We start from the raw sequence: 23,829 nt of genomic DNA, 5'->3' as shown, positions 1-23,829 counted from the left end.
AACAAAATATACGGTGTGGTAAGCGGGCAACTTGCGGCAATGGGATAATGGCGTCATGAACCTCACCGCAAATCCCTGCGCCGGCCTGGAAGATCTGCCGTCCGACGCCGCCGCCGCCGCCGAAACGGCCGCCGTCGAGGCCATTGAGCCCTCGACGCCGCTGCCGCACGATCTGCCCATTTTCCTGGTCGGGATGATGGGAGCGGGCAAAACCACCATCGGGCGCGGCCTGGCGCGTGCGCTGGGCCGCGAGTTCATCGATCTGGACCACGAGCTCGAGGCGCGCTGCGGCGTGCGCGTGCCCATCATTTTCGAGATCGAGGGCGAGGCCGGGTTTCGCAAGCGTGAGTCCATGGCACTGCAAGAGTGTACTCAACGGCGCGGAATTATTCTCGCAACCGGAGGCGGAGCGGTATTGGCCGAAGAGAACCGCCGCCTGCTGCGCGAGCGCGGCGTCGTGCTTTATCTGCGCGCCAGCGTGGATGAGCTGTTTCGCCGCACCTGCCGCGACCGCAACCGGCCGTTGCTGGCGACCGCAGATCCGCGCGGCACGCTGCGCGATCTGATGGTCAAGCGCGAGCCGCTCTACAGCGAAGTGGCCGACCTCGTCATCGAGACCGGTTCGACGCCGATCGCCACGCTGATCAAAACCATCCTGCCCAAGTTGCAAGCCTACGAGAAGAAGTAATGAATACTGTTGAGGTCGAAACCCCGGGAGGCAGTTATCCCATCCATATCGCACCGGGCCGTCTGGACCGGCTCGACGAGTGCATTCCGGCGGATGCCACCGCCATTGCCTTGGTCACCAACCCCACCGTGGCTGCGCTGTACGGCGCGCGCGCCGAGGCCGCGCTGGCGCGCACCGGCCGCAAGATCGTGCGCATCGAGCTGCCCGATGGCGAGACCCACAAGGATTGGCAGACGCTGAACCTGATCTTTGACGCCCTGCTGGAGCAGCGCCTGGACCGCCGCGCGGTCCTGGTGGCCCTGGGCGGAGGCGTGATCGGCGACATGACGGGATTTGCCGCCTCGGTGTACATGCGGGGGGTGCGCTTTCTGCAGGTGCCGACCACCTTGCTGGCCCAGGTCGATTCGTCGGTGGGCGGCAAGACGGCCATCAACCATCCGTTGGGCAAGAACATGATCGGGTCGTTCTACCAGCCGGTGGCGGTGGAAATCGATACCGACGTGCTGGCCACGCTGCCGGCACGCGAGATTTCGGCCGGTCTGGCCGAGGTGATCAAATACGGCCTGATCCTGGATGCTGCCTTCTGGCAGTGGTGCGAGGACAACGTGCAGGCCTTGCGCGCCCTGCAGCCCGAGGCGGTGGCCTACGCCATCCGCCGCTCTTGCGAGCTGAAGGCGCAGGTGGTGGGCAAGGACGAACGCGAGTCGGGCCTGCGCGCCATCCTGAACCTGGGCCATACGTTCGGCCATGCCATCGAGTCCGGCCTGGGCTATGGTCAGTGGCTGCATGGCGAAGCCGTCGGCTGCGGCATGGTCCAGGCCGCTGAACTGTCGGCCGAGGTGCATGGCTTTGCGCTGGCCGACGTGCAGCGGGTGCGCGAACTGGTGGCGGCCATCGGCTGTCCGGTGATGGCGCCCGACCTGGGCTTCGAGCGCTGGGTGTCGCTGATGATGGTGGACAAGAAATCCACCGCCGGCGAGATCCACTTCGTGCTGATGCCGCGCATTGGCCAGGCCGAGACGCGCACCGTGCCGCATGCTGCGCTGGGCAAAGTGCTCGAGCGGACCGTACAGACCACCCCCTGACAATCATCCAGAAGGACGGGACGGCAGTGTCATGAGTGAATTGGCTTCTTACGCATCCGACCCGACCCGAACGCGCGGGCGGCGTCATTCCGAACCGGCCGCGCAGAATCGCAGCGAATTCCAGCGCGACCGCGACCGCATCATCCATTGCACCGCTTTCCGACGGCTGGAATACAAGACCCAGGTGTTCGTCAACCACGAAGGCGATCTGTTCCGCACGCGCCTGACGCACAGCCTGGAGGTGGCCCAGATCGCGCGCACGCTGGCGCGCAGCCTGGGGTTGTCCGAAGACCTGACCGAAGCCATCGCGTTGGCCCATGACCTGGGCCACACGCCTTTCGGCCATGCCGGTCAGGATGAGCTCAATGCCTGCATGCGCGAGCTGGCCCCGGACGCAGGCGGCTTCGAACACAATCTGCAGAGCCTGCGTGTGGTCGACGAACTGGAAGAACGCTATGCCGAGTTCAATGGCCTGAATCTGTGCTTCGAGACCCGCGAGGGGATTCTCAAGCATTGCTCGCAGGCCCACGCGCGCCAGCTGGGCGAGGTCGGCAAGCGGTTTCTCGACCGTACCCAGCCTTCGCTGGAGGCGCAGCTGGCCAATCTGGCCGACGAGATCGCCTACAACAACCACGACATCGACGACGGCCTGCGCTCCGGACTGCTGACCCTGGAACAACTGGGCGAGGTGGATTTCTTTGCGCGCCATTACGCCGAGGTGCGCGCCCATTACCCGGCGCTGGCCGCGCGGCGCGCCACCGCCGAGACGGTGCGGCGCATGATCAACACGCTCATCATGGATCTCACGGCGACCTCGCAGGCGCGCATTGCCGAGGCGGCGCCGGCCAGCGCCGACGACGTGCGCAGCGCGCCGCCGTTGGCGGCTTTCTCCGAGCCGGTGCGCCGCGAGGCCGACGCGCTGAAGAAGTTTCTGTTTGACAACCTGTACCGTCACTATCAGGTGCTGCGCATGACCACCAAGGCGCGGCGCATCGTGCGCGAACTGTTTCAGGCTTTTCTGGATGATCCCCGGCTCTTGCCGCCGGATTACCGTCGCGACACCGACAATGGGCAGGCGCGCGCGATCGCCGACTATATTGCCGGGATGACCGACCGCTATGCCATCGCCGAGCACCGGCGGCTCTTTGAAATGGGTAGCACGGCAACGACCTGAGCTGACCTTTCCCCCCTTGGGGGGATGCGGTCCTGCGCCAAGACCTCTAGCATTGAGGTCAGCACATTCGCCGTGCTTGCCCGCCCACTGTGATGCGATTCGGGGCTACCGTCGCATCAGAGTCGGCGGGGTTTTTTTGTCCATGCCAGGCCCGGGCCGGGATCGCGCCTATCCCTGGGTCATGGGGCGCTGCAGGGCGCTCATCAGGCGCATCAGGTCTGTCTGCCGCCGGCAGCCGGTCTTCTGGAGCACCGCTTTGCTCTGTGTACGGGCCGTTTCAACCGACACGCCCAGGTGCTGGGCTGCCTGCGACAGCGTCATGCCTACCATCAGCAACTCCAGCAGCCGGTATTCGGCGGTGCTCAGGCCGAATAGCGATTTCAGCATGCCGGACGCCGGGGCCGTGGCCTGTTGGGGCGTATGCACCAAGACCAGGGCCAGACGCGATGGACCGCCTTCCTGAGGCTGGAAGGCCGACGGGGCGGGCAGGACCACCACGTGGGTGCCATCGGGCAGGCTGAGGCCTTCGGCCAGAGCCGGTCCAAGCCGCCCGGTGGCGGTCGCCAGGGCGTGACGCCAGCGTTCGGAGCGAGCCAGAAAACCCGCCTGGCTGCTGAACCAGCTTTCGCCCGCGGTGTTGGCAAGCAGCAGACGCGCCCCGCCGCTGACCAGCAGCAGGGGTGTGGCAAAAGAGTTGAGGGCGGCCATGCCCAGGCGGCTGCGATGCTCCAGCCCCTGCAGGCGCAGGCGCAGGCTCAGTGCGTTTTGCAGGTGCGGCGCCAGACGGCCCAGGACGCGCTCATGATGCGGATCGAAATGCGGGATGTCGCGGCTGCGATGAAAGGCGATGAGCCAGTCGGTTTCCCGCTCGCGCAGGGTCTGCGAGAACATGATCGAGCCGATGTCGTGCCGGAACAGGAACTCGTTGTAGAAGGGCGAGCGGCGGATGGCGTCTTCATCCATGATCTGCCGGTCGCGACGCAGGGCGCCGGTCGGCACGTCTCGGGCCGCTTCCAGCAGGGTGTCCAGCGTGTGGTAGTAGCCTTCGTACTCTTCCAGGATGCAGGCGTCGAGCCCGGCGTTGTCGACCACGAGGATCTGCTCGGTCGGGGTGTGCCGGGCCAGCACCACGCACCGCTCGGTGTCCAGGGCCTGTGCCGTCTGCCGCAACGCCTGACGCCACAGACCATTGTCAGCAACCCCGGCATACAGGGCGCTGGCGATGCGGAGTTCTTGGGCGGAATCCATGGCGCGGGGTCTACGTAAAATGCACGGGGCGGAAAAATGATCCGCACCCAATTTACGTCAAACATACCCGATTCCCCTGACAGGACCATCCGTGTTTGTCCTAGGGGACGGATCAGGGCCTGCTGCCGTTGTGCCGGCGCCACCTCCGTTTCATCGCCCCGGGGTGGGCAGCAGGCGCGCCAGATAGTGGCCGGTATGGCTGTCAGGGTGGGCGGCCACGGTTTCGGGCGTGCCCTGGGCCACGACCTGGCCGCCCTTGTTGCCGCCTTCCGGACCCATGTCGATGAGCCAGTCGGCGGTTTTGATGACATCCAGGTTGTGCTCGATGATGAGCACGGTGTTGCCCTGCTCGACCAGCTGGTTGAGCACTTGCAGCAGCAGTTCGATGTCGCGGAAATGCAGGCCGGTGGTGGGCTCGTCGAGGATGTACAGGGTGCGTCCGGTGCTGCGCCGTGACAGTTCCAGCGACAGCTTGACGCGCTGTGCCTCGCCGCCGGACAGGGTGGTGGCCGATTGCCCCAGCCGGATATATGACAGGCCGACATCGATCAGGGTCTGGAGCTTGCGGGCGATGGCCGGCACGGACTCGAAATAGTCGAGTGCCTGTTCCACCGTGAGGTCCAGGACTTCGCTGATGTTGCGGCCGCGATAGCGGATCTCGAGGGTTTCGCGGTTGTAGCGCTTGCCGTGGCACACGTCGCAGGGCACGTACATGTCGGGCAGGAAGTGCATTTCCACCTTGACCACGCCGTCGCCCTGGCAGGACTCGCAGCGTCCGCCTTTGACGTTGAAGCTGAAGCGGCCCGGGTCGTAGCCCCGGGTGCGCGCTTCCGGGACGCCGGCGAACAGTTCGCGGATCGGCGTGAACAGGCCGGTGTAGGTTGCCGGGTTGCTGCGCGGGGTGCGTCCGATGGGGCTCTGGTCGACGGTGATGATCTTGTCGAAGTGTTCCAGGCCCGTGATGCTGGCATAGGGGGCGGGTTCGCCCTGGGCGTGATTGAGCTGGCGCGCGGCGGCCACGGCCAGCGTGTCGTTGACCAGGGTGGACTTGCCCGAGCCCGAGACGCCGGTCACGCACACCAGCCGGGCGGCGGGCACGCGCAGGGTGACCGATTTGAGATTGTTGCCGCTGGCGCCGGACAGCACCAGCCAGGGCTGCTCGTCGTTGACCGGGCGGCGCTGCGGGATGGCAATGGCGCGAGCGCCGCTGAGGTACTGGCCGGTGAGCGAGGCCGGATCGGTCTGGATGGCCTCGGGCGCGCCTTGCGCCACGACCTGGCCGCCGTGTTCGCCTGCGCCCGGCCCCATGTCCACGACCCAGTCGGCCTGGCGGATCATGTCCTCATCGTGTTCGACCACGATGACGCTGTTGCCCAGGTCGCGCAGGTGCTGCAGGGTGCCGATCAGGCGGTCGTTGTCGCGTTGATGCAGGCCGATGGAGGGCTCGTCCAGCACGTACATCACGCCGGTCAGGCCCGAGCCGATCTGGCTGGCCAGCCGGATGCGCTGCGCCTCGCCGCCGGAGATGGTGTCGGCGCTGCGGTCCAGAGACAGATAGGTGAGGCCGACGTTGTTCAGAAAGCTCAGGCGCGCCTCGATCTCGCGCACGATGCGCTGGGCGATCTCCTGTTTGGCGCCGGTCAGCTGCAGCGCCTGGAACCAGGCCAGGCAGGCCGACAGCGGCATGGCCTCTACCTGATAGATGGCCAGCCCGCGCTCTTCGTGACGCCCCGGCTCGTCGCCGATCAGCACGTGGCGCGCGTCGGCGCGCAGGCGCGAGCCGGCGCAGTCCGGGCAGGTCTTGATGTTGCGGTATTTGCCCAGCTCTTCGCGCACGGTGGCCGAATCGGTTTCGCGCCAGCGCCGTTCCAGGTTGGGGATCACGCCTTCGAAGGCATGGCGCTTGACGCTGCTGCGGCCTTTCTCGTTGAGATAGAAAAACGCGATCTCCTCGTCACCGGAGCCGTACAGCACCTTGTCGCGCACTTCGGGCGCCAGCGACTCGAAGGGGGCCTCGATATCGAATTCGTAGTGCGTGGCCAGGCTGGTGAGCAAGGAGTGCGTGAAGGCGTTGCGCTTGTCCCAGCCGCGGATCGCCCCGGCCGCGAGGCTGAGCTCCGGGAAGGCCACGACGCGCTTGGGGTCGAAGAAGCCGACCTGGCCGATGCCGTCACAGCTCGGGCAGGCGCCCAGGGGGTTGTTGAAGCTGAACAGCCGCGGTTCGAGTTCGGGCAGGCTGTGACTGCATACCGGGCAGGCGTAGCGGCTGGAAAATACCTGCTCGTGGCCGTCGTCCATGCCCAGCGCGATGGCGCGCCCGTCGGCCAGCTGCAGCGCGGTCTCGAAGCTCTCGGCCAGGCGCTGCTTGCTTTCGGCACGCACGCGCAGCCGGTCGACCACCACGTCGATATCGTGCTTCTCGGTTTTCTTGAGCGGCGCCATCTGGTCGATCTCGACCATCTGCCCGTCCACGCGCAGCCGCACATAGCCCTGCGCCTGCAGGCTGGCGCATTCGTCCTCGAAGCTGCCCTTGCGCGCCCGCGCGATGGGCGCGAGGATGGCCAGCCGGGTGTCGGCCGGCCAGGCCAGCACCGCGTCGACCATCTGGGCCACGCTCTGCGCCTGCAGCGGCAGGCCATGCTCGGGGCAATAGGGCGTGCCCACGCGGGCGTAGAGCAGGCGCAGGTAGTCGTGGATCTCGGTGATGGTGCCGACGGTCGAGCGCGGGTTGTGGCCGGCCGCTTTCTGTTCGATGGCGATGGCCGGCGACAAGCCTTCGATCAGGTCGACGTCGGGCTTGTCCATCAGCTGCAGGAACTGGCGCGCGTAGGCCGACAGGCTTTCGACATAGCGCCGCTGGCCTTCGGCATAGAGCGTGTCGAAGGCCAGCGATGATTTGCCCGAGCCGGACAGGCCGGTAATCACCACCAGGCGATGGCGCGGCAAATCCAGCGAGACACTCTTGAGATTGTGGGTACGGGCACCGCGTATGCGTATCTCGTCCGTTCTCTCGTTCATTCTCGCGTCCTTCCTTGCCCCGGCTAGAGGGAGGGTTTAAGCAGTTTCAAAGGCCAACTTGGTACTATAGCGCGCCGTGCCAGCCAGGGTGCGCGTGATCGCCGCCCCAGGCCTGCGGCCCGTTCTTTCCCCCTTCTTCCCGATGCGCCCTGCGCGCTTTGCAATCCATGGCGGTAGACCAGAAGTTACGACTGACCTCTTCGGAGCGCCGCGCCAGCGTGGCGCTGGCCGGGCTGTTTGCCTGTCGCATGCTGGGCCTGTTTTTGCTGCTGCCCGTGTTTGCCGTGGCGGCCCAGGGTCTGCCGGGCGGCGACGATCCGGCCCGCGTGGGCCTGGCGCTGGGCATGTATGGCCTGACGCAGGCCATCATGCAGATTCCCTTCGGTCTGGCTTCCGACCGCTGGGGGCGCCGTCCGGTGGTGATCACGGGCTTGCTGCTCTTCATTGCCGGCAGCGTGGTGTGTGCCCAGGCCGATGACGTGCTGTGGATCACGCTGGGCCGCGCCATCCAGGGCGCCGGCGCCATCTCGGCTGCCGTGACGGCCTGGCTGGCCGACGCCACGCGCGACGAAGTGCGCACCCGCGCCATGGCGATGGTGGGCGGCTCCATCGGCCTGTCGTTCGCCCTGTCGTTGGTGCTGGCGCCCGTGCTAGTTGGCTGGTGGGGCCTGCATGGCCTGTTCTGGACCATTGCCTGCCTGGGGCTGCTCAGCCTGGCGATCGCGCGCTGGGTGGTGCCGGTGGTGCCGCGCAGCAATGCGCGCTCGATGACGCAGGCGCCGGCCGCCGAGGTCATGCGGCATGGCGAGCTGCTGCGCCTGAATTTCGGCGTCTTCGTGTTGCACCTGATCCAGGTGGCGCTGTTCGTGGTGGTGCCGGCGCTGCTGGCGCGCACCGGGGGGCTGGATGCCCAGGCGCTGTGGCGGGTCTACCTGCCGGTCATCCTGCTTTCGTTCGTGGGCATGGTGCCGATCATTTTCGTGACCGAGAAACGCCGCGCCCATCGTGCGGCGCTGCGCCTGTCGGTGGCTGGCCTGGTGGCAGTGTGCGCCTTGCTGCCGCTGGCGGCCCACAGCTTTCTGCTGCTCACCCTGGCGCTGACCGGTTTTTTCGTGGCCTTCAATGTGCTGGAGGCCCTGCAGCCTTCGCTGGTGTCGCGCGTGGCCCCGGCCGAGCACAAGGGCCTGGCCCTGGGCTTTTACAACACGGCCCAGGCGGCCGGGCTGTTCTGCGGCGGAGCCCTGGGTGGCTGGCTGGCGGCCACCGCCGGCGCGGACGGCGTTTTCATGGCTGCCGCGGTGCTGGCCCTGTTGTGGCTGTTGGCCGCCTGGCGCATGCAGCCGCTGCGTTAAGCACCGGTTACAAAATCGCCCGGGACAGCCCTGTCCCGACCCGGTGGCGGCGATGGCCGTAATCGTCGATAATGGCGCTTAACTTCAGCGCCTTGACAGGACGTTTTCGCAAGGTTGCTTTGCACGCTCAGCACCTTGCATCCGCGCCGGTCCTCCCTTCGAGACCGGCGTGTTTGTTAAGGCCATCATCTTGAACATCCAGAGACCGGGCGCGGCCGCGCCGCCACCCGCCAAGGCGGGGCGCCGGCCGGTCCGGCAATAGGGACATCGCCATGGCATCGGTCAACAAAGTCATTCTCGTCGGCAACCTGGGGCGCGACCCCGAAGTGCGCTACAGCCCGGACGGCGCGGCCATCTGCAACCTGTCGCTGGCCACCACGTCGCAATGGAAGGACAAGGCCAGCGGCGAGCGCCGCGAAGAAACCGAATGGCACCGCGTGGTCATGTACAACCGCCTGGCCGAGATCGCCGGCGAATATCTGAAGAAAGGCCGCTCGGTCTACATCGAAGGCCGCCTGAAGACCCGCAAATGGCAGGACAAGGACACCGGCGCCGACCGCTACAGCACCGAAATCGTGGCCGACCAGATGCAGATGCTCGGCGGCCGTGACGGCGGCGACGGCGGTTACGGCGGCGGTGGCGGCAACTACGGCGGCGGCGGTGGCGGCGGTGGCGGCGGCGGCGGCGGTTTTGACGACGCACCGCGCCAGCAGCGCGCCCCGGCCCAGCGCCCGGCCCCCCAGCCCCGCCCGGCCCCGGCCGCCCCCGCCGGCGGCAACCCCGCCAACCTGGCCGACATGGACGACGATATTCCGTTCTGAATTCCCGAATCCGGCCTTGCCGGGTTCGATGCCCGCAAAGCCCGCACCCGCTCACAGGGCGCGGGCTTTTTGTTTGGTTGGGCAGGGCGTCTCAGGCGCGGCGCACCGATGGCGCCAGCCGTGCCAGGCTGACGCCGCCGCCGAGGACGGCGACGGCGGCGCCGACCCAGAGGGTGTAGGTGATGCCGCCTTCGGGCCAGGCGGTCAGGCAGAAGGCGACGGCGGCAGCACCCAGGGATTGGCCGAGCAGGCGCGAGGTGGCGAGAATGCCGCCGGCGCTGCCGCTGCGCTCCTTGGGGGCGCTGCTCATCAGGGCGACCATGTTGGGCGACTGGAACAGGCCGAAGCCGATGCCGCATAGCACCAGCCGCCAGCTGATGGCGTAGGGGTCGGCGATGGCGGGCATGAGGGCCAGGGTGATCAGGCCGAGGCAGAGTATGGCCAGGCCGACGCCGCCCAGCGCGCCGGGGGCGATCCGGTTCGACAGCGGCGCGGCCACCAGCGTCATGAGGGCCAGGGTGGCCGGCCAGGGGGTGATGAGCAGGCCGGATTGCACCTGGCTGTAGCCCAGCTTGAACTGAAACAGAAAGGGCAGCACGACGATCACCAGCCCCTGGATGGTGAAGGCGCATACCGAGGTGGCGGCCGACAGGGTGAACAGCGGGCGGCGGAAGAGATCGAAGGCGAGGATGGGAGCGGGCTGGCCGGCTTCGCGGCGGCGCAGGCACAGGCCCAGCAGCAGGGCGACGGCCGCGCTGATGAGCACGGCGCGCCAGCCCAGGTGCGCGCCGCTGCCGATGGCAAACAGTACGCAGCCGAACATCAGCGCGCACAGGCCGGCCGACAGGGCGTCGAAGGGGCGCGCCGAGCGCGCGGTGGCGGGCACGCCCTTGCCGGCCAGCAGAATGGACGTCAGCGCGATGAGCGCGTTGGAGATGAACAGCCAGGGCCAGGTGGCGATGGCCAGGATGGCCGAGGCCGCCGTGGGGCCGAGCGCGACCGCCAGGCCGACGATCATGGCGTACAGGCCCAGGCCGCGGCTCAGTTGGGCGGGCGGGTACATGGCCTTGATGAGGGCGGGCGTGGTGGCCGAGACGGCCGCCGCGCCGATGCCGACCAGCGCGCGGCCGAAGATCAGCGCCGGCAGCGATTCCATCAGGGCGCAGGCGGCCGAGCCGAGCAGGAAGACGGCCAGGCCAGCCATGTAGATGCGGCGGTGCCCGAGGATCTCGCCCAGCGCGGCCAATGGCAGCAGGGCGGCCACCACGGCCAGGAAGTAGCCGTTGATGATCCAGATCATGCGGGCGGGGCTGACGTCCATGCCACGGGCGATGGCCGGCAGGGCGGTGCTGGTGAGCGAGGTGTCCAGCGCGACCACGACGGTGCCCAGCATGACTGCCGCGATGGCCTGCCGGTTCAGGGCGGGCGCATTGTCTGCCGCTTGAGGTGATCCCATTGCCTGCTCGAATGCCCTTGAAGCCTTGGATTCTGGCACCCGGCGGACTTATGATCCAATATGATTTAAGCCGTTATTGATACAAGATAGGTATGGTGGATCTGCGCCGTCTGCGTTATTTCGTGGTGTTGGCCGAAACCCTGCATTTCGGCAAGGCGGCGCTGCGCCTGGCAATTGCCCAGCCACCGCTGAGCCACCAGATCCGGGTGCTGGAGCGCGAACTGGGCGCCCAGCTCTTCGAGCGCAGCAACCGGCGCGTGGAACTGACTTCCGCCGGCCAGGCCCTGCTGCCCGAGGCGCGCCGCTTGCTGGAGCAGGCCGCCAAGACCGCCCAGGTGGCCGCGCGGGTCGAGCGTGGCGAGCAGGGCGAGTTGCGGCTGGGCGTGGTCAGCACCGCTGCCCTCACGCAGGCGGTCTCGCGCCTGATCCTGAGCTATCGCCAGCGCTGGCCGGGCGTGCGCCTGCACATCGAGGAGTTCACGACCCACGAGCAGTTGTCGGCCATGGTCGAGCGCCGCCTGGACTTCGCTTTCGTGCGTGGCGCACAGGCGCCCGAGCTGCCGCCGGCCTCCTTCGGGGCCGTGCGTCTGTTCGAGGATGCCTTGCTGGCCGCATTGCCGGCGGCGCACCGGCTGGCCGGCAGCGCGGCCGCCCTGTCGGTGGGGGCCTTGCGTGACGAGGCTTTCGTGATCTATCCGCTGGAAAGCGGCGCGGGCATTCATGCCCAGATCATGGCTTTGTGCCACCAGGCCGGCTTCGCGCCGCAGGTGGTGCAGGAGGCCCGCTCGGCCACCACCATCATCGGGCTGGTCGCCGCCGGGTTGGGGGTGTCGCTGGTGCCCGAATCCTTCAAGAGCATCGCGGTGCAGGGCGTGACCTACCGGCCCTTGCGCGAGAAGAAAGCCCGCTCGGCCATGTGGCTGGTGCACCGCAATGAGCCCGAGTCCGCGGTCGAGCGCGAGTTTCTGGCGCTGGCCGGCGTGGCGCCGTTTGCCGGCCAGGCGCGCGAAAGCTAGGCCGGATCTTCCCCGTATTGCGTGCGCAGCTGGCGCTTGAGCAGCTTGCCGGAAGCGTTGCGCGGCAGATCGTCGACGAAGAACACGCGCTTGGGCACCTTGAAGGGGGCCAGGCGCGCGTGCACGTGGGCGATCAGGGCATCGGCATCCTCCTGCGCGCCCTGCTTGAGCGCGACCACGGCGGTGACGGCTTCGATCCAGCGCTCGTCGGGCAGGCCGATCACGGCCACCTCGGCCACGGCCGGGTGGGTGTAGAGGCATTCCTCGACTTCGCGGCTGGAGACGACCACGCCGCCGCTTTTGATGATGTCTTTGACGCGGTCGGTGATGTAGAGGTAGCCCTCGTCGTCGAGGTAGCCCACGTCGCCGGAGAGGAACCAGCCGTCGGCAAAGCTGTCGGCGGTTTCCTCGGGCTTGTCCCAGTAGCCGCTCATCAGCTGCGGCGAGCGGTGGGCGATCTCGCCCTGCGTGCCGGGCGGGACTTCACGCATGTCGTGATCGACGATGCGGGTCTCGACGTTGAGGATGGGGCGGCCTGCCGAGGCGGGCCGCTCGGCGTGCTCTTCCGGGCGCAGCACGGTGGCCAGCGGCGCGATTTCGCTCTGGCCGTAGCAGTTGTAGAGTTGCAGCGCGGGCAGACGGGCGGCCAGCTCCTGCAAGACCGGCACCGGCATGATGGAAGCGCCGTAATATCCCTTGCGCAAGGAGGCCAGCTTGGCGGGGTCGAAGGCCGGATGGCGCAGAAAGGCGATCCACACGGTGGGCGCGGCAAAGAAGGAGGTGATGCCTTCGCGCGCGATCAGTTCGATGCAGCGTTCGGGGTGCGGCGCCGAGACGATCAGGGTGCTGGCGCCCACCAGAAGCTGGGGCATCAGAAACACATGCATCTGGGCCGAGTGGTAGAGCGGCAGGGCCGCCAGCGAGCGGTCTTCGCCACGGATGTCGGTGGCCAGCAGCGTGCTGGTGTACTCGGCCAGCAGGGCGCGATGGCTCATCATGGCGCCCTTGGGCGCGGCGGTGGTCCCCGAGGTGTAGAGCAGCTGGGCGATATGTTCGTCATCGATATCCAGATGCGGCGCGCTGTCGTCGCCCGGCCCCTGCGCCCAGGCCAGCACGTCATGGCCCTCGCCGCCATGCAGGGTGCCCTGGATGGCGCAGCCCAGGGTCGGCCCCAGGGCGCGCACGGGTTCGGCGATGTCGAGGTCGCAGAACAGCGCGCGCGAACCCGACTGGTCGATGATGTAGCGCAGCTCGTCGTCGATGAGCGCGTAGTTGACCGGCACGTGGATGAGCCCGGCGCGCACGCAGCCCAGCCAAAGCAGCACATAGGCGTCGGAGTTGCGGCCGTAGGCGGCCACGCGGTCGCCTTGGACCAGGCCCAGCCCGAGCAGGCGATGGGCAACCCGGTTGACGGCGGCATCGAGCTGGGCGTAGGTCCAGCTGCGGTCTTCGAAGCGCAGGGCTTCGCGGCGGGCATGGCGGCGCGTGGCGCGCGCCAGCGCATCGCCGATCAGGTCGCGCCGCGCGCGCTGGATCTGTGCCGGGGTGTTGTCGTGATGCAAGGAAGTGCTCATGTCTCTGTTCTCCGGAGGGATCGCGTGAGAGCCGGGCGGCGGCTTGCCGTTACTTGGCTGCCATGCGCAGCGCACCGTCGAGGCGGATGACCTCGCCGTTCAACATCGGGTTTTCACAAATGGCCTGCACCAGTTGAGCGTACTCTCCGGCACGACCCAGGCGCGAGGGGAAGGGCACGGTGCGTCCGAGCGAGTCCTGGACCTCCTGGGGCAGCCCGCGCAGCATGGGGGTCTCGAAGATGCCCGGGGCGATCGTCATGATTCGGATGCCGAAGCGCGCCAGTTCGCGCGCGATCGGCAGGGTCATGCCGACCACGCCGGCCTTGGAGGCAGCATAGGTGGCCTGGCCGATCTGGCCGTCGAAGGCGGCCACCGACGCGGTGGTGATGATCACGCCGCGCTCGCCGTCGGCGTTGGGTTGCGCCGTGCTCATGGCATGTGCGGCCAGGCGGATGGGGTTGAAGGTCCCGGCCAGGTTGACCATGAGGCCGCGCACGAAGGTATCCAGCGCGTGCGGGCCGTCGCGGCCGACCACTTTCTCGCCCGGCGCGATGCCGGCGCAGCACACCAGGCCATGCAGCCCGCCGAACGCGTCCAGCGCGGTGTCGATGACGGCCTGCATGGAGGCTTCGTCGGTGACATCGCAGCGCACGAAGCGCGCCGCGGCGCCGAGCTTGTCGGCCAGCGCGGCGCCGGCGGCTTCGCCGATGTCGGCCAGCACGACTTTGCCGCCCTGTTCGACCAGGTGCTGCGCGGTGGCCGCGCCCAGCCCGGAGGCGCCGCCCGTGACAACGAATACCGATCCTGCAATTTTCATGTGCTTTCCTTGTGCTTAGAGACGTTCGACGATGGTGGCCGTGGCCATGCCGTGGCCGATGCACATGACCTGCAGGCCGAACTGGCCGTCGCGGGCCTTGAGCCCGGCCAGCATCTTGGCCATCAGGCCGGCGCCGGTGCCGCCCAGCGGGTGGCCATGCGCGATGGCGCCGCCCCAGGGGTTCATCTTGTCGGGGTCGGGGGAGAACTCGCGCGCGAAGCACAGCGCCACGCTGGCGAAGGCTTCGTTGACCTCGATCCAGTCCAGGTCGGCCAGGCTCAGGCCGGCCATGGCCAGCGCCTTGCGGGTGGCGGGGATGACGCCGGTCAATTGCATGACGGGGTCGGAGCCGACCGCCACGCGGGCGCGAAAACGGGCCAGCGGCGTCAGGCCGTGCGACCGGGCGGCAGCCTGGCTGCCGACGAGCACGGCCGATGCGCCATCGGACATCTGGCTGGCGTTGGCCGCCGTGACCACGCCGGCGCCCGGGTCGCGGAACACCGGGTTCATGCCGCGCATGCGGTCGGTGTCGATGACGGCGCGGATGCCTTCGTCGTGCGCCAGGGTGAGCGGCTGGCCGGCCTTGTCCATGCCGGCCACGGGGATGATTTCCTCATGGCGCTGGGCCTGGCGCGCGGCCTCGGCGCGGCGGTGGCTTTCGATGGCGTAGTCGTCCAGTTCGGCGCGGCCCAGCGACCAGTGCTCGGCGATGCGTTCGGCGCTTTCGACCTGATGCGGAATCGGGTGGCGGGCCACCAGATCGGGGTGCAGATCATCGAAGCCCTGGAAGTCGCCCCGGCCCAGCGTGAGGTCCAGGAACATCGGCACCCGGCTCATGCTCTCGACGCCGCAGCCGATGGCGAAATCGAGATCGCCGGCGGCCACGGCCTGGGCGGCTGCGTGCAGCGCGAACTGGCTGGAGCCGCACATGCGGTTCATGGATACGCCCGGCACCTCGGCGGGCAGTCCCGCCAGCAGCGCGGCCTGGCGCGCGATGTTGCCGCCCTGTTCGCCGGCCTGGCTGACGCAGCCGGCCAGCACGTCGCCGACCTGATCGCCCGGCAGGGCGGCGCGCGTGAGCACGGCATCGAGCACGCCGGCCAGCAGCACATCGGGTCGGGTCTCGCGCAGGGCACCGCCGCGGCGGCCGAAAGGCGTGCGCACCGCGCCCAGGATGAGCGGCTCGCGGTTCGAATGGGCATTCATGGATAACACTCCTGTGCTCAGGCCCGCTGCAATTCGCGGGCGATGATGTTGCGCTGGATCTCGCTGGTGCCTTCGTAGATCTGCAGCACCTTGGCGTCGCGGAACAATTTTTCGACGGGGTATTCGGTCGAATAGCCCATGCCGCCGAAGACCTGCACGGCTTCGGTGGCGGCCCACATGGCGGCATCCGCGGCAAAGGCTTTGGCGACCGAGGCCTCGATGGTGTTGGGCTGTTTCTGATCCACCAGCCAGGCGGCGCGGTAGGTGAGCAGGCGCGCGGCATCCAGCTTCATGCGCATCTCGGCCAGCTTGTGGGCGATGGCCTGGTGTTCGATCAGGCGCCGGCCCATCGAACTGCGTTCGCGGGCATAGGCGAGGGCTTCGTCCAGGCAATGTTCGATCAGGCCCACGCCGAAGGCGGCGACCATGGGGCGCGAGTGATCAAAGACTTTCATGGCGATCTCGAAACCCTGGCCTTCGGCGCCCAGCAGATGGTCATCCGGCACGAACACCTGATCCAGGAAGACTTCGGCAGTCGGCGCGGCGCGCTGGCCCATCTTGCCCAGCGGCTCTCCCACCGACAGCCCCTGGCTGTCGCGCGCAACGATGAAGGCGCTCAGGCCGCGATGTCCGGCCTCGGGGTCGGTCTTGGCGAAGACGACGAAGAAGGCGGCGCGGTCGGCATTGGAGATCCAGGTTTTGCTGCCCGAGAGACGATAGCCGCCGGGCACGCGTTCGGCGCGCGTGCGGATGCCGGCCACGTCGGAGCCGGCTGCCGGCTCGGTCATGGCGAAGCTGGCGATGGCGCCCTGGGCAGCCAGGCCGAGGTAGTGGCGTTGCTGCTCGGCGTTGCCGGCGATCAGGATCGGCTCGGTGGCCAGGGCGTTGACGCACAGCGCGGTGCCGATGCCCAGGCAACCCCGGCACAGGGCCTCGGTGACCAGCACCAGTTCGAGGCAACCCAGGCCGCTGCCACCCACGCTTTCGGGCAGGTTGACGTTGAGCAGGCCGAGTTGCAGCGCGCGTTCATGCACATCGGCGGCGAAGGCGCCATCGCGGTCGGCCTGGGCGGCGCGGGGCACGATCTCGCGTTCGGCGAAACGCCGTGCCAGGGTGCTGATTTCCTGTTGTTCGGGACTGAGTTGGAACTGCATCGTGACTCCTCACTGGGGCCGCCCCGACGGGCGGCGCGGTAGAACCTGCGTGCAGGCGGCTTGCGTGCGCAGGCCGCCTGACGGATATCGGGGATGGAATTCAGGTCGAGGACGGGTCGAAGCGCGCGGCCCGGCGTTCGCAGAAGGCGCGTACGCCTTCGGCAAAATCGGGGCCCTCGGCTTGCGCCAGAAAGCTTGCCGCTTCGGCGTCGAGGGCGGTGTCCAGATCGCTGTCCAGGGCCGCGCGCAGCAGGCGTTTGATGCCGGCCTGCGCCTGGCCCGCGCCGGCGGCCAATTGCCTGGCCAGGCGCTGGCCGGCCGCGTCCAGTTCGGCGGCCGGCACGACCTGGCAAACCAGTCCGGCAGCCAGGGCCTGTGCGGCGTCCAGAGACGTATTGAGCAAAGCCATGGCCAGGGCGCGCTGCAGTCCGATGCGTCGCGGCAAATGCCAGCTGGCGCCGCCGTCGGGGGTGGCGCCGATGGCGCCATAGGCAAAGAGAAAGCGCGCGTCCTCGGCGGCCAGGGTGAGGTCGCAGGCCAGCGCCAGCGACAGGCCGAAGCCGGCTGCGCTGCCGCCGACCAGGCCGATCACGGGGCAGGGCAGGCGGGTGAGCCGTGCCACGGTGTCGTTGGCCGCCCCGATGATGCGAGCCAGCTCTGCCTGGCAGGCGGCAGGCGAGTCTTGCAGCAAGGCGTCGAAGCGGCGCACGTCGCCGCCGGCCATGAAGTGGGCGCTGCTGCTGCGCAGGATGAGCACTCGCGGCGCGGCGTCGCCTTCGAGACTGCGCACGGCGTCGCGCAGGGCCAGCGCCAGGGGCAGGTCAAGGCTGTTGCGCGAGGCGGGGCGGTCCAGCGTGAGGCGGGCGATGGGGCCGTCGTGCTCGAGCAGGACGCCGCAGGTCGGGTCAGACATGGGGCGCTCCGGTACAGGCGACGGCGGGCCGGCCCCGGAGGGCGGCGGGATGGGGGCGGGCAGGGGCGCGCAGGCGGCATTGCGGCGCGCCGATGCTGCCCGGCGCCGGGGCCAGGGCCCCGGTACAGCCTGGATGCATGGTGTCTCCTCCGGCCGGCGCTCTTGCGGGAGACGTTCGGCGTGCTGTGCTCTCTATGCCAATCGGGATGGCTCCTTGTGGGAGGGCATTGACCGGTTGACGCGGCTTTTTTACGTTACAGCTTGGATCTGCCCTTCATACTAGACCGTCCTGCCTGCAAATGGGATGATCGAGAAAGCCGACAAATTGTCTTTTCCTGCCATGCCAGAAGCCTATTCGCCTGACACCGGGTCGGGCGCGCCGACGCGTTCGGCCACGATCCCCATCCGTTTCGTTGCAGAGCTGGCCCGTCATCTGGGCGAGCGCGCCGGGGTGGTCGCCGACAGCATCGAGCGGGCCGGCATCGCCCCGGCGCTGCTGGCGCAGGAGTCCGCCCGGGTAACGGTGGAGCAGTTCGCCGCGTTCTATCGCAGCCTGGCCATCGAGCTCGACGATGAAACGCCGGGCCTGTTTGCCTCGCCCCTGCGCGCCGGGACACTGAAGTTTCTCTGCCTGGGTTTGCTGGATGCGCCTAATCTGAGGGTGGCGCTGCATCGCTATTGCCAGTTCTTCCGCTTGCTGCTCGACGACCTGCGCTTTGAACTGGCCAGCAGCGGCTCCGTGGCGCAGATCCGCCTGATCGAGCGGCGCGATCTGGGCGCGGTGCGGGTGCTGGCCCTGGAGCTGATGCTGATGCTGGTGCAGGGGATCGCCTCGTGGATGCTGGATCGCAAGATTCTCTTCAACCGGATCGAACTGGCCTATCCGGCGCCGGCCTACGCCGGCGAGTACATCCATCTCTACACGGGACCTGCGCAGTTCGGCTGCGCCGTCACCGCGTTGTCGCTGGATGCGGCCTATCTCGATGCCCCCATCCGCCAGGACAAGCGCGCGCTGTCGGCGTTTCTCAAGCGTGCGCCGATGGACTGGATCCATGTGTCGGTGGGCGAGCGTTTCGTCACGCACCGCGTGCGCGATCTGCTCGATGCCAGGCTGGGGCAGGCCCAGACCGTCGAAAGCATCGCGCACGCGCTGCATATGTCGCCGCGCACGCTGGCCCGCCGTCTGCAGGCCGAGGGCACGCATTTCCAGGCAGTCAAGGATGGCCTGCTGCGCGATGCCGCCATCGCGCGCCTTTCCCGCACGGCGGAGGCCATCGGCGCCATCGGGGCGGACCTGGGATTCGAGGATCCGGCGGCCTTCAATCGGGCGTTCCGGCGCTGGACGGGCACGCCGCCGGGCAGCTACCGCCGGCGGCTGGCGCTGCCGGCCTAGCGTGCGGCGTTTCGCCCCGCCACGCCCAGGGCCATCAGCAACGGCGTCCCGATGCCTGTGCCCACCAGGCAGAACAGCGGACCGTAGACCAGGGCGCTGAGGGTGATGACGTCCAGGCAGGCGTTGATGCCGTCATCCAGGCAGGTGTAAGGGTCCGCCTGGAAGGCCCCATAGAGCGGCAGGAACAGCCCGGCAGCGGCCAGGCTGATGGCAAATGCGATCAGGGCGCAGACGCTAAGGCGAACGAGTGTCTTCATGGCGCTTGCGGGGGGCGGTTCAGTCTGGAATGGCAAGGCGGTAGCCTACTCCATGCACGGTGCGCAGCAGCGCGTGCTCGAAGGGGGCGTCGATGGCCTGGCGCAGGCGATAGATATGCGTGCGCAGCGGCAGGCTGGCGGGCGTGGCCTGCTCCCAGAGCAGGTTTTCCAGCTGGGCCTTGGTCAGGGCGCGTGGCGCGGCATCGGCCAGTGCCTGAAAGAGCCGGAACGGCGTCTGGGTGAGGGCGATGGGGATGCCGTTGCGATAGACCTGCTGCATCCGGGCGTCGATCACCAGTTCGCCCAGCGTTTGTTGCGCGCTGCCGCCGGCCTGCACGCGGCGCAGGATGGCCTGCAGGCGCCAGCGCAGCTCTTCGGGGTGGGCGGGTTTGACGAGATAGTCGTCGGCGCCGGCCCGAAAACCTTCGATCTTGTCTTGCAGCGCATCGCTGGCCGAAAGAAACAGGATGGGGATATGGCGGCCGTGGCGCTGACGCAGCCGCTGGCAGGTGGCCACGCCGTCCAGGCCGGGCATCATCATGTCCATGATGATTGCGTCATAGGCGCCGCGCAGCACCAGTTCGATGCAGGCCTGCCCGCTGTGCGCGAAATCGATCTCGAAACCCAGGCCGGCCAGATAGTCGCCCAGGGATTCTGCGTTGGCGCTGTCGTCGTCGACCAGTAAAAGCTGAGGCAAGCACGGCTCCTGAAGGGGCGGCCGGCGGCCGCCGATCGGCGTGCTCCATTCTGGCATGGCCTGGTCTGTTCACTGCGGCAGTTTTCCGGCTCCGGCCTGCCGGCAGCGCCGCCGGCCATGGACGGCGTGATCCCGCTGCGACCGGACCGCTACGCCCGGCGCGGGTTTGCGTGGTGGAGGTGACGGCAGGCGGGCGTTGTCGCGGTCTCGGATGCGGCCCACCGGCCAGCGTCGGGGTCAGACGGAATCAAGGCATCAGCGGATCACGGCGGTGCCCTGGATGACAATGCCGGGTATCGCTGGCACGGTGATCTGCGGATAGACCGAGTAGCCGGGCGCCCCGCGATGGCCGTGATAGGCGGGTTTGCACTTGCGCTCTTCCTTGTATTCGCCGTTGCCCTTCCACTTGCGTTTGACCTTGCAGGCGCCGTCCCAGTATTCCTGCTTGTGGCTGCCGTGGGCATGATGGCGGCGCCCGCGTGAATCGTCCCAGCCGTCCCAGGCGCTGGCACTGGCGGAGAACAGAAGGCCGGCTGACAGCAGGCAGGAGAGCGAGAGGATTTTTTTCATGATTTACCCGAGCCGCAGAAGAAAGAGACTGACGCGTCAAGGCGCGTGGCGTGCTGCCTGTCTCGACGGAGCTACCGTAGCGTGCGGCGTCTGCCAGATGGACTCATGCCGTAACCAGGCTTTGCCGACTGTTGCCTGCGGGGCGGGATTGCCCGTCGTGGAGATGGAATGTCGCGCTTGTTACGGCAGCCCGGGGGGCTTTTCCTGGGGGGGGCCGCCGGCGGCCTGCCAGCCTTGCGCGACCACATAGGCGGCCACCTGCACGCGGCTGGTGAAGTTGAGCTTCTTCAGGATGTTCTGGACATGGATCTTGACGGTGCTGGTGCTGACGCCCAGTTCGCGCGCAATGGTCTTGTTGCTGGCGCCGCGCGCCAGGCAGCAGGCGATCTGATGTTCGCGTGCGGTCAGGCGGTGGCGGTCGGCATCCAGGCTGTTGGCCTGGTCGCGGAACTGCTCGACCAGCTTGCCGGTCATGCTGTCGGCGATCACGGGTTGTCCGGCGGCGGCGCGCAGGATGGCATCGACCAGCACGGCGGCATCGATGTTCTTGATGAGATAGCCGCGTGCGCCATGACGCAAGGCCTGGGCGAGTTCGTCGGCGGCTTCGGACACCGTGAGGATGAGCACTGCGCAGCCGGGCCGGTCCTGGGTCAGCAGCTGCAGGGTTTCCAGGCCTGACAGGCCGGGCATGTCCAGGTCGAGCAGGATCACATCCGGATTGAGCGCCTTGGCGCGCTTGAGGCCCTCCAGGCCATCGCCGGCCTCGGCCACCACCTCGAAGCCCGGCTGGCGTTGCAACAGCAGCCGCAGGCCGGAACGAAACAGCGTGTGGTCGTCGATCAGCAGGATGCGGATGGGCATGGGTGTCGGAGGTCAGGCGCCATGGCGCTGGCGGCCTGGCAGGGTGAGCGTGACGCGCGCCCCGCCGCCGGGGCGGGCGTCGAGCACGATGCGGCCGTGCAGCCGGGCGGCGCGTTCGCGCAGGATATGCAGGCCGATATGGTGACCGCTGGCCGTGGCAATGACGGCCGGGTCATAGCCGAGGCCGTCATCGCGCACATCCAGGACGAAGTCACGGCCGTTGTCGACCTGGATGTATACGTGGCGGGCCTGCGCGTGCTTGCGCACGTTCGAGAGTGCTTCCTGCAGGATGAACAGCACCTGCAGCTGCTGTTCGGGGGCCAGCGGCGCACCCCAGTCCTGGCCGAAGCGCAGGCAGGCCTGTACGCCGGCCTGCGACTGGAAGCGGGCGACCGTGTCTTCGATGGCCAGCCGCAGATCGCCTTGCGGCAGGCGGCTGCGGAAGTTGTGCAGCAGTTCGCGCACGTCGCGGTAGCTTTCGTCGACGCCGTTGCGCAGCAGCGGCAGGATCTGACGCGCTTCTTGCAGGTCACCGGCGTCCAGGCCGGCCTGCAATAGCTGCAATTGGAGATTCAGGAAATTGAGTCCCTGGGCCAGGCTGTCGTGCAGCCCCTGGGCGACCAGGTTGCGTTCCTGGATGACCGCCAACTGCCGCGCCTGCGCGCTCAGGCGGCGATTTTCCAGCGCCACGCCCAGGTGATGGCCGAGGGTGCGCAGCACCTGGATCTGCGAGGCATTCAGGCGTCTGGGCTGGCGAAAGTGCAGGGCGTACGAACCCAGGCCGGCGACCCTGATCATGGCCACGCTGGTAAAGCCGGCTTCCTTGCAAGGGGGCGAGGGCGGCTCGCCGGGGCGGGATTTGCGGCGGAACGTGATGAGGGCATCGCGGCGCAGGGCGCGGTCGCAGGCGCAATGCTGGGCCGACAGGCAGCGCGGGGTCGAGATCAGGGATTCGGGCAGCCCGACCGATGCCAGCAGCTTGAGCTGGCGGCTGGTGTCATCGAAGCGCCTGACACTGCCGCCGGCGGCATCGAAGCGCCGCATGAGGCGGCGCAGAAAGCCTTCGCACAGGGCCCTGGCGTCTGCGGGCTGGTTCAGGAAGGCGGTCACGGCGTAGAGCGTGCCGATATCGCGGTTGCGGGCCGCGAGGCGGGCCGTTTTCTGGCTGACGCGCTGCTCCAGCTGGGTGTAGAGCGCCTGCAGTTCGTCGGCCATGCGGTTGAAGCCTTCGGCCAGCAGGCCGAATTCGTCCTTGCGCACGACCGGCAGGCGCACGCTGAAGTCATGCGCAGCCATGCGTTGCAGGCCCTGCCGCAGACGCAGCAGCGGGGTGATGATCCAGAGGTAGAGCAGCCAGATCATGAAGGGCGTGCCCAGCGCCGCGATGACCGCCAGCACGATCTGCGACATTCGCAGCAGGCGGGTCTTGCGTGCGCTGTCGTGCTCGATCATGCGCACCAGCGCGTCGGCCCGCGCCACGAACTCGGGCAGGGCCTGCAGGTAGGGGGTGGCATCGCCGCCGTCGATGGCGCGGCGGGCGGCCGGTTTGAGCGTGTCGGCCCAGTAGCCGGCCACGCCACGCCATTGCAGGTCGATCGTGTGGTCATGGGGCAGGGACAAGGGGCGCTCGGGGTTGCCGCGCGCCAGTCGTTCGAGCGTGGCATCGATTTCCTGCATCCGCGCCTGGCTGCGCGGCGCACGGGCGGGGCCCGCGCGCAGAAGTTCGACCGCCACCCGATATGCGCCCATGCGCAGGCTGCCGGTGTCGTTGATGGCCGCGCCGGCGCCCTGCAATTGCCATGAGAGCAACAAGGTCCAGCCCACGATGAGCGATATCACCAGCAGGGCGCCCGTGGAGCTGGCCACGATGCGGATCGACAGGCGCTGACGCAGTGGCGGCAGTGCGCTCATCCCGGCCGGCTGGCGTCGCGGGGCAGGCCCAGGGTGCGACAGATGAAGGCGGCGACCTGTGGCGGGTCGTTCAGCGGCAGGCAGGGCAGCGCGATCGGCAAGGCCGTGTCGCTGGCGACGGCACTCAAGGAGGGATCGTGAGGATACAGGGGCGCTCGCCCGTGGCCGGGCCGGTAGACCTCAAGGCGTGGCATGTCCAAGAGTGAGAAGCCCTCGACCAGCACCAGGTCGACCGGCGCCATGCGCGCCAGCAGCGCATCCAGGCCGGGCGCCGGCTGGTCGTGATGATCGTGCACCAAGGCGCACAGACGTGGCGACACCGCCATGACTTCCCGGGCGCCGGCCCGCACGAAGCGTGAGCTGTCCTTGCCGGGCGGTCCGAGGTCGATGGTGTGGTGGCAATGCTTGATGACGCTGACGGCGAGGCTGCGCTGCTGCAACCAGGGCAACATGGCTTCGATGAGAGTGGTCTTGCCGCTGCCGGAGCGGCCGACGACGCCGAAAACAAGAGGCATGCCAGCAGGGGGGGATCTGAAGTGAGGCGGAAGGCGGGCCGGGATACGCGTTGCGCTTGACCCGCCGGGAGTATGCCAGCCGCTTGCGGCACAACGGCGCTTC

Annotated in this window: 21 protein-coding genes; 7 read left to right on the top strand and 14 right to left on the bottom strand. The window is 68.2% G+C overall.

What is annotated here, in order from left to right; all coding sequences use genetic code 11:
• The first annotated feature begins 55 nt into the window (after positions 1–55).
• From A7V84_RS18625 to A7V84_RS18615, 3 genes are read left to right on the top strand one after another with little or no spacing between them, the layout of a single operon-like run.
• Positions 56–688, top strand: coding sequence for a shikimate kinase (locus A7V84_RS18625; protein WP_025514310.1), 633 nt, complete (start codon positions 56–58; stop codon positions 686–688).
• The gene (gene aroB / locus A7V84_RS18620) at positions 688–1,773 is read left to right on the top strand and encodes a 3-dehydroquinate synthase (protein ID WP_025514309.1); all 1,086 of its coding nucleotides are present in this window, start codon (positions 688–690) and stop codon (positions 1,771–1,773) included. The genes A7V84_RS18625 and aroB overlap by 1 nt, the downstream gene beginning before the upstream one ends.
• 31 nt (positions 1,774–1,804) lie before the next feature.
• Positions 1,805–2,947, top strand: coding sequence for a deoxyguanosinetriphosphate triphosphohydrolase (locus A7V84_RS18615; protein ID WP_063491697.1), 1,143 nt, complete (start codon positions 1,805–1,807; stop codon positions 2,945–2,947).
• A 168-nt stretch (positions 2,948–3,115) separates the two neighbouring features.
• On the opposite strand, the gene A7V84_RS18610 is transcribed toward A7V84_RS18615, so the two are convergent.
• Positions 3,116–4,195, bottom strand: a complete 1,080-nt coding sequence (locus A7V84_RS18610; protein WP_025514306.1) for a helix-turn-helix transcriptional regulator — start codon at positions 4,193–4,195, stop codon at positions 3,116–3,118.
• 150 nt (positions 4,196–4,345) lie between these two features.
• Positions 4,346–7,213, bottom strand: a complete 2,868-nt coding sequence (uvrA, locus tag A7V84_RS18605) for an excinuclease ABC subunit UvrA (protein WP_033535210.1) — start codon at positions 7,211–7,213, stop codon at positions 4,346–4,348.
• A 167-nt stretch (positions 7,214–7,380) separates the two neighbouring features.
• Between uvrA and A7V84_RS18600 the strand changes: the two genes are divergently transcribed.
• Both A7V84_RS18600 and ssb read left to right on the top strand, forming a co-directional pair.
• Positions 7,381–8,565 carry an MFS transporter gene (locus tag A7V84_RS18600; RefSeq protein WP_063491698.1) on the top strand — a complete coding sequence of 395 codons (1,185 nt, stop codon included), beginning with the start codon at positions 7,381–7,383 and terminating at the stop codon, positions 8,563–8,565.
• Between the two features lie 272 nt (positions 8,566–8,837).
• Positions 8,838–9,386, top strand: a complete 549-nt coding sequence (ssb, locus tag A7V84_RS18595) for a single-stranded DNA-binding protein (protein WP_063940023.1) — start codon at positions 8,838–8,840, stop codon at positions 9,384–9,386.
• Positions 9,387–9,477: 91 nt separating this feature from the next.
• On the opposite strand, the gene A7V84_RS18590 is transcribed toward ssb, so the two are convergent.
• Complete coding sequence (locus tag A7V84_RS18590; RefSeq protein ID WP_063491699.1) at positions 9,478–10,842, bottom strand: MFS transporter; 1,365 nt, start codon at positions 10,840–10,842, stop codon at positions 9,478–9,480.
• Between the two features lie 92 nt (positions 10,843–10,934).
• Between A7V84_RS18590 and A7V84_RS18585 the strand changes: the two genes are divergently transcribed.
• The gene (locus tag A7V84_RS18585) at positions 10,935–11,858 is read left to right on the top strand and encodes a LysR substrate-binding domain-containing protein (RefSeq protein WP_113749273.1); all 924 of its coding nucleotides are present in this window, start codon (positions 10,935–10,937) and stop codon (positions 11,856–11,858) included.
• Here the strand turns inward: A7V84_RS18585 and A7V84_RS18580 are convergent.
• The 5 genes from A7V84_RS18580 to A7V84_RS18560 form a co-directional block, all read right to left on the bottom strand.
• On the bottom strand, positions 11,855–13,432 hold the full coding sequence (locus A7V84_RS18580; protein WP_063491700.1) for an acyl-CoA synthetase: 1,578 nt from the start codon (positions 13,430–13,432) through the stop codon (positions 11,855–11,857). The two genes, A7V84_RS18585 and A7V84_RS18580, sit on opposite strands and share 4 nt — an antisense overlap.
• Positions 13,433–13,481: 49 nt before the next feature.
• Positions 13,482–14,249, bottom strand: a complete 768-nt coding sequence (locus A7V84_RS18575; protein ID WP_033535208.1) for a 3-hydroxyacyl-CoA dehydrogenase — start codon at positions 14,247–14,249, stop codon at positions 13,482–13,484.
• 15 nt (positions 14,250–14,264) lie between these two features.
• Positions 14,265–15,455, bottom strand: coding sequence for a thiolase family protein (locus A7V84_RS18570; protein ID WP_063491701.1), 1,191 nt, complete (start codon positions 15,453–15,455; stop codon positions 14,265–14,267).
• 17 nt (positions 15,456–15,472) lie between these two features.
• Positions 15,473–16,609, bottom strand: coding sequence for an acyl-CoA dehydrogenase family protein (locus tag A7V84_RS18565; RefSeq protein ID WP_025514287.1), 1,137 nt, complete (start codon positions 16,607–16,609; stop codon positions 15,473–15,475).
• Between the two features lie 100 nt (positions 16,610–16,709).
• On the bottom strand, positions 16,710–17,522 hold the full coding sequence (locus A7V84_RS18560) for an enoyl-CoA hydratase/isomerase family protein (RefSeq protein WP_025514282.1): 813 nt from the start codon (positions 17,520–17,522) through the stop codon (positions 16,710–16,712).
• A gap of 304 nt (positions 17,523–17,826) precedes the next feature.
• Between A7V84_RS18560 and A7V84_RS18555 the strand changes: the two genes are divergently transcribed.
• Positions 17,827–18,915 carry an AraC family transcriptional regulator gene (locus A7V84_RS18555; RefSeq protein ID WP_025514280.1) on the top strand — a complete coding sequence of 363 codons (1,089 nt, stop codon included), beginning with the start codon at positions 17,827–17,829 and terminating at the stop codon, positions 18,913–18,915.
• Here the strand turns inward: A7V84_RS18555 and A7V84_RS18550 are convergent.
• From A7V84_RS18550 to mobB, 6 genes are all read right to left on the bottom strand, one after another.
• Positions 18,912–19,172 carry a hypothetical protein gene (locus A7V84_RS18550; RefSeq protein WP_063491702.1) on the bottom strand — a complete coding sequence of 87 codons (261 nt, stop codon included), beginning with the start codon at positions 19,170–19,172 and terminating at the stop codon, positions 18,912–18,914. The genes A7V84_RS18555 and A7V84_RS18550 overlap by 4 nt on opposite strands.
• A gap of 19 nt (positions 19,173–19,191) precedes the next feature.
• On the bottom strand, positions 19,192–19,869 hold the full coding sequence (locus A7V84_RS18545) for a response regulator transcription factor (protein WP_033535205.1): 678 nt from the start codon (positions 19,867–19,869) through the stop codon (positions 19,192–19,194).
• Between the two features lie 255 nt (positions 19,870–20,124).
• Complete coding sequence (locus A7V84_RS21720; protein WP_025514273.1) at positions 20,125–20,439, bottom strand: hypothetical protein; 315 nt, start codon at positions 20,437–20,439, stop codon at positions 20,125–20,127.
• 180 nt (positions 20,440–20,619) lie between these two features.
• The gene (locus tag A7V84_RS18535; protein ID WP_025514271.1) at positions 20,620–21,300 is read right to left on the bottom strand and encodes a response regulator; all 681 of its coding nucleotides are present in this window, start codon (positions 21,298–21,300) and stop codon (positions 20,620–20,622) included.
• Positions 21,301–21,312: 12 nt separating this feature from the next.
• A complete protein-coding gene (locus tag A7V84_RS18530) occupies positions 21,313–23,211 on the bottom strand; it encodes a type IV pili methyl-accepting chemotaxis transducer N-terminal domain-containing protein (RefSeq protein ID WP_025514269.1) in 1,899 nt (632 codons plus the stop codon).
• Positions 23,208–23,726, bottom strand: a complete 519-nt coding sequence (mobB, locus tag A7V84_RS18525) for a molybdopterin-guanine dinucleotide biosynthesis protein B (RefSeq protein ID WP_025514266.1) — start codon at positions 23,724–23,726, stop codon at positions 23,208–23,210. Before mobB ends, A7V84_RS18530 begins: the two co-directional genes overlap by 4 nt.
• Positions 23,727–23,829: the final 103 nt, after the last annotated feature.

Origin of the sequence: Bordetella trematum (assembly GCF_900078335.1) — a bacterium.
Taxonomy (GTDB): domain Bacteria; phylum Pseudomonadota; class Gammaproteobacteria; order Burkholderiales; family Burkholderiaceae_B; genus Bordetella; species Bordetella trematum.
The sequence above is the reverse complement of the archived record's forward strand: the minus strand, read 5'-3'. Positions and strand labels throughout refer to the sequence as shown.

Excerpts from the sequence above, each read along its gene's own strand:
- A7V84_RS18625 (WP_025514310.1), top strand. The coding sequence starts at position 56 with ATGAACCTCACCGCAAATCCCTGCGCCGGCCTGGAAGATCTGCCGTCC.
- aroB (WP_025514309.1), top strand. The coding sequence starts at position 688 with ATGAATACTGTTGAGGTCGAAACCCCGGGAGGCAGTTATCCCATCCAT.
- A7V84_RS18615 (WP_063491697.1), top strand. The coding sequence starts at position 1,805 with ATGAGTGAATTGGCTTCTTACGCATCCGACCCGACCCGAACGCGCGGG.
- A7V84_RS18610 (WP_025514306.1), bottom strand. The coding sequence starts at position 4,195 with ATGGATTCCGCCCAAGAACTCCGCATCGCCAGCGCCCTGTATGCCGGG.
- uvrA (WP_033535210.1), bottom strand. The coding sequence starts at position 7,213 with ATGAACGAGAGAACGGACGAGATACGCATACGCGGTGCCCGTACCCAC.
- A7V84_RS18600 (WP_063491698.1), top strand. The coding sequence starts at position 7,381 with ATGGCGGTAGACCAGAAGTTACGACTGACCTCTTCGGAGCGCCGCGCC.
- ssb (WP_063940023.1), top strand. The coding sequence starts at position 8,838 with ATGGCATCGGTCAACAAAGTCATTCTCGTCGGCAACCTGGGGCGCGAC.
- A7V84_RS18590 (WP_063491699.1), bottom strand. The coding sequence starts at position 10,842 with ATGGGATCACCTCAAGCGGCAGACAATGCGCCCGCCCTGAACCGGCAG.
- A7V84_RS18585 (WP_113749273.1), top strand. The coding sequence starts at position 10,935 with ATGGTGGATCTGCGCCGTCTGCGTTATTTCGTGGTGTTGGCCGAAACC.
- A7V84_RS18580 (WP_063491700.1), bottom strand. The coding sequence starts at position 13,432 with ATGAGCACTTCCTTGCATCACGACAACACCCCGGCACAGATCCAGCGC.
- A7V84_RS18575 (WP_033535208.1), bottom strand. The coding sequence starts at position 14,249 with ATGAAAATTGCAGGATCGGTATTCGTTGTCACGGGCGGCGCCTCCGGG.
- A7V84_RS18570 (WP_063491701.1), bottom strand. The coding sequence starts at position 15,455 with ATGAATGCCCATTCGAACCGCGAGCCGCTCATCCTGGGCGCGGTGCGC.
- A7V84_RS18565 (WP_025514287.1), bottom strand. The coding sequence starts at position 16,609 with ATGCAGTTCCAACTCAGTCCCGAACAACAGGAAATCAGCACCCTGGCA.
- A7V84_RS18560 (WP_025514282.1), bottom strand. The coding sequence starts at position 17,522 with ATGTCTGACCCGACCTGCGGCGTCCTGCTCGAGCACGACGGCCCCATC.
- A7V84_RS18555 (WP_025514280.1), top strand. The coding sequence starts at position 17,827 with ATGATCGAGAAAGCCGACAAATTGTCTTTTCCTGCCATGCCAGAAGCC.
- A7V84_RS18550 (WP_063491702.1), bottom strand. The coding sequence starts at position 19,172 with ATGAAGACACTCGTTCGCCTTAGCGTCTGCGCCCTGATCGCATTTGCC.
- A7V84_RS21720 (WP_025514273.1), bottom strand. The coding sequence starts at position 20,439 with ATGAAAAAAATCCTCTCGCTCTCCTGCCTGCTGTCAGCCGGCCTTCTG.
- A7V84_RS18535 (WP_025514271.1), bottom strand. The coding sequence starts at position 21,300 with ATGCCCATCCGCATCCTGCTGATCGACGACCACACGCTGTTTCGTTCC.
- A7V84_RS18530 (WP_025514269.1), bottom strand. The coding sequence starts at position 23,211 with ATGAGCGCACTGCCGCCACTGCGTCAGCGCCTGTCGATCCGCATCGTG.
- mobB (WP_025514266.1), bottom strand. The coding sequence starts at position 23,726 with ATGCCTCTTGTTTTCGGCGTCGTCGGCCGCTCCGGCAGCGGCAAGACC.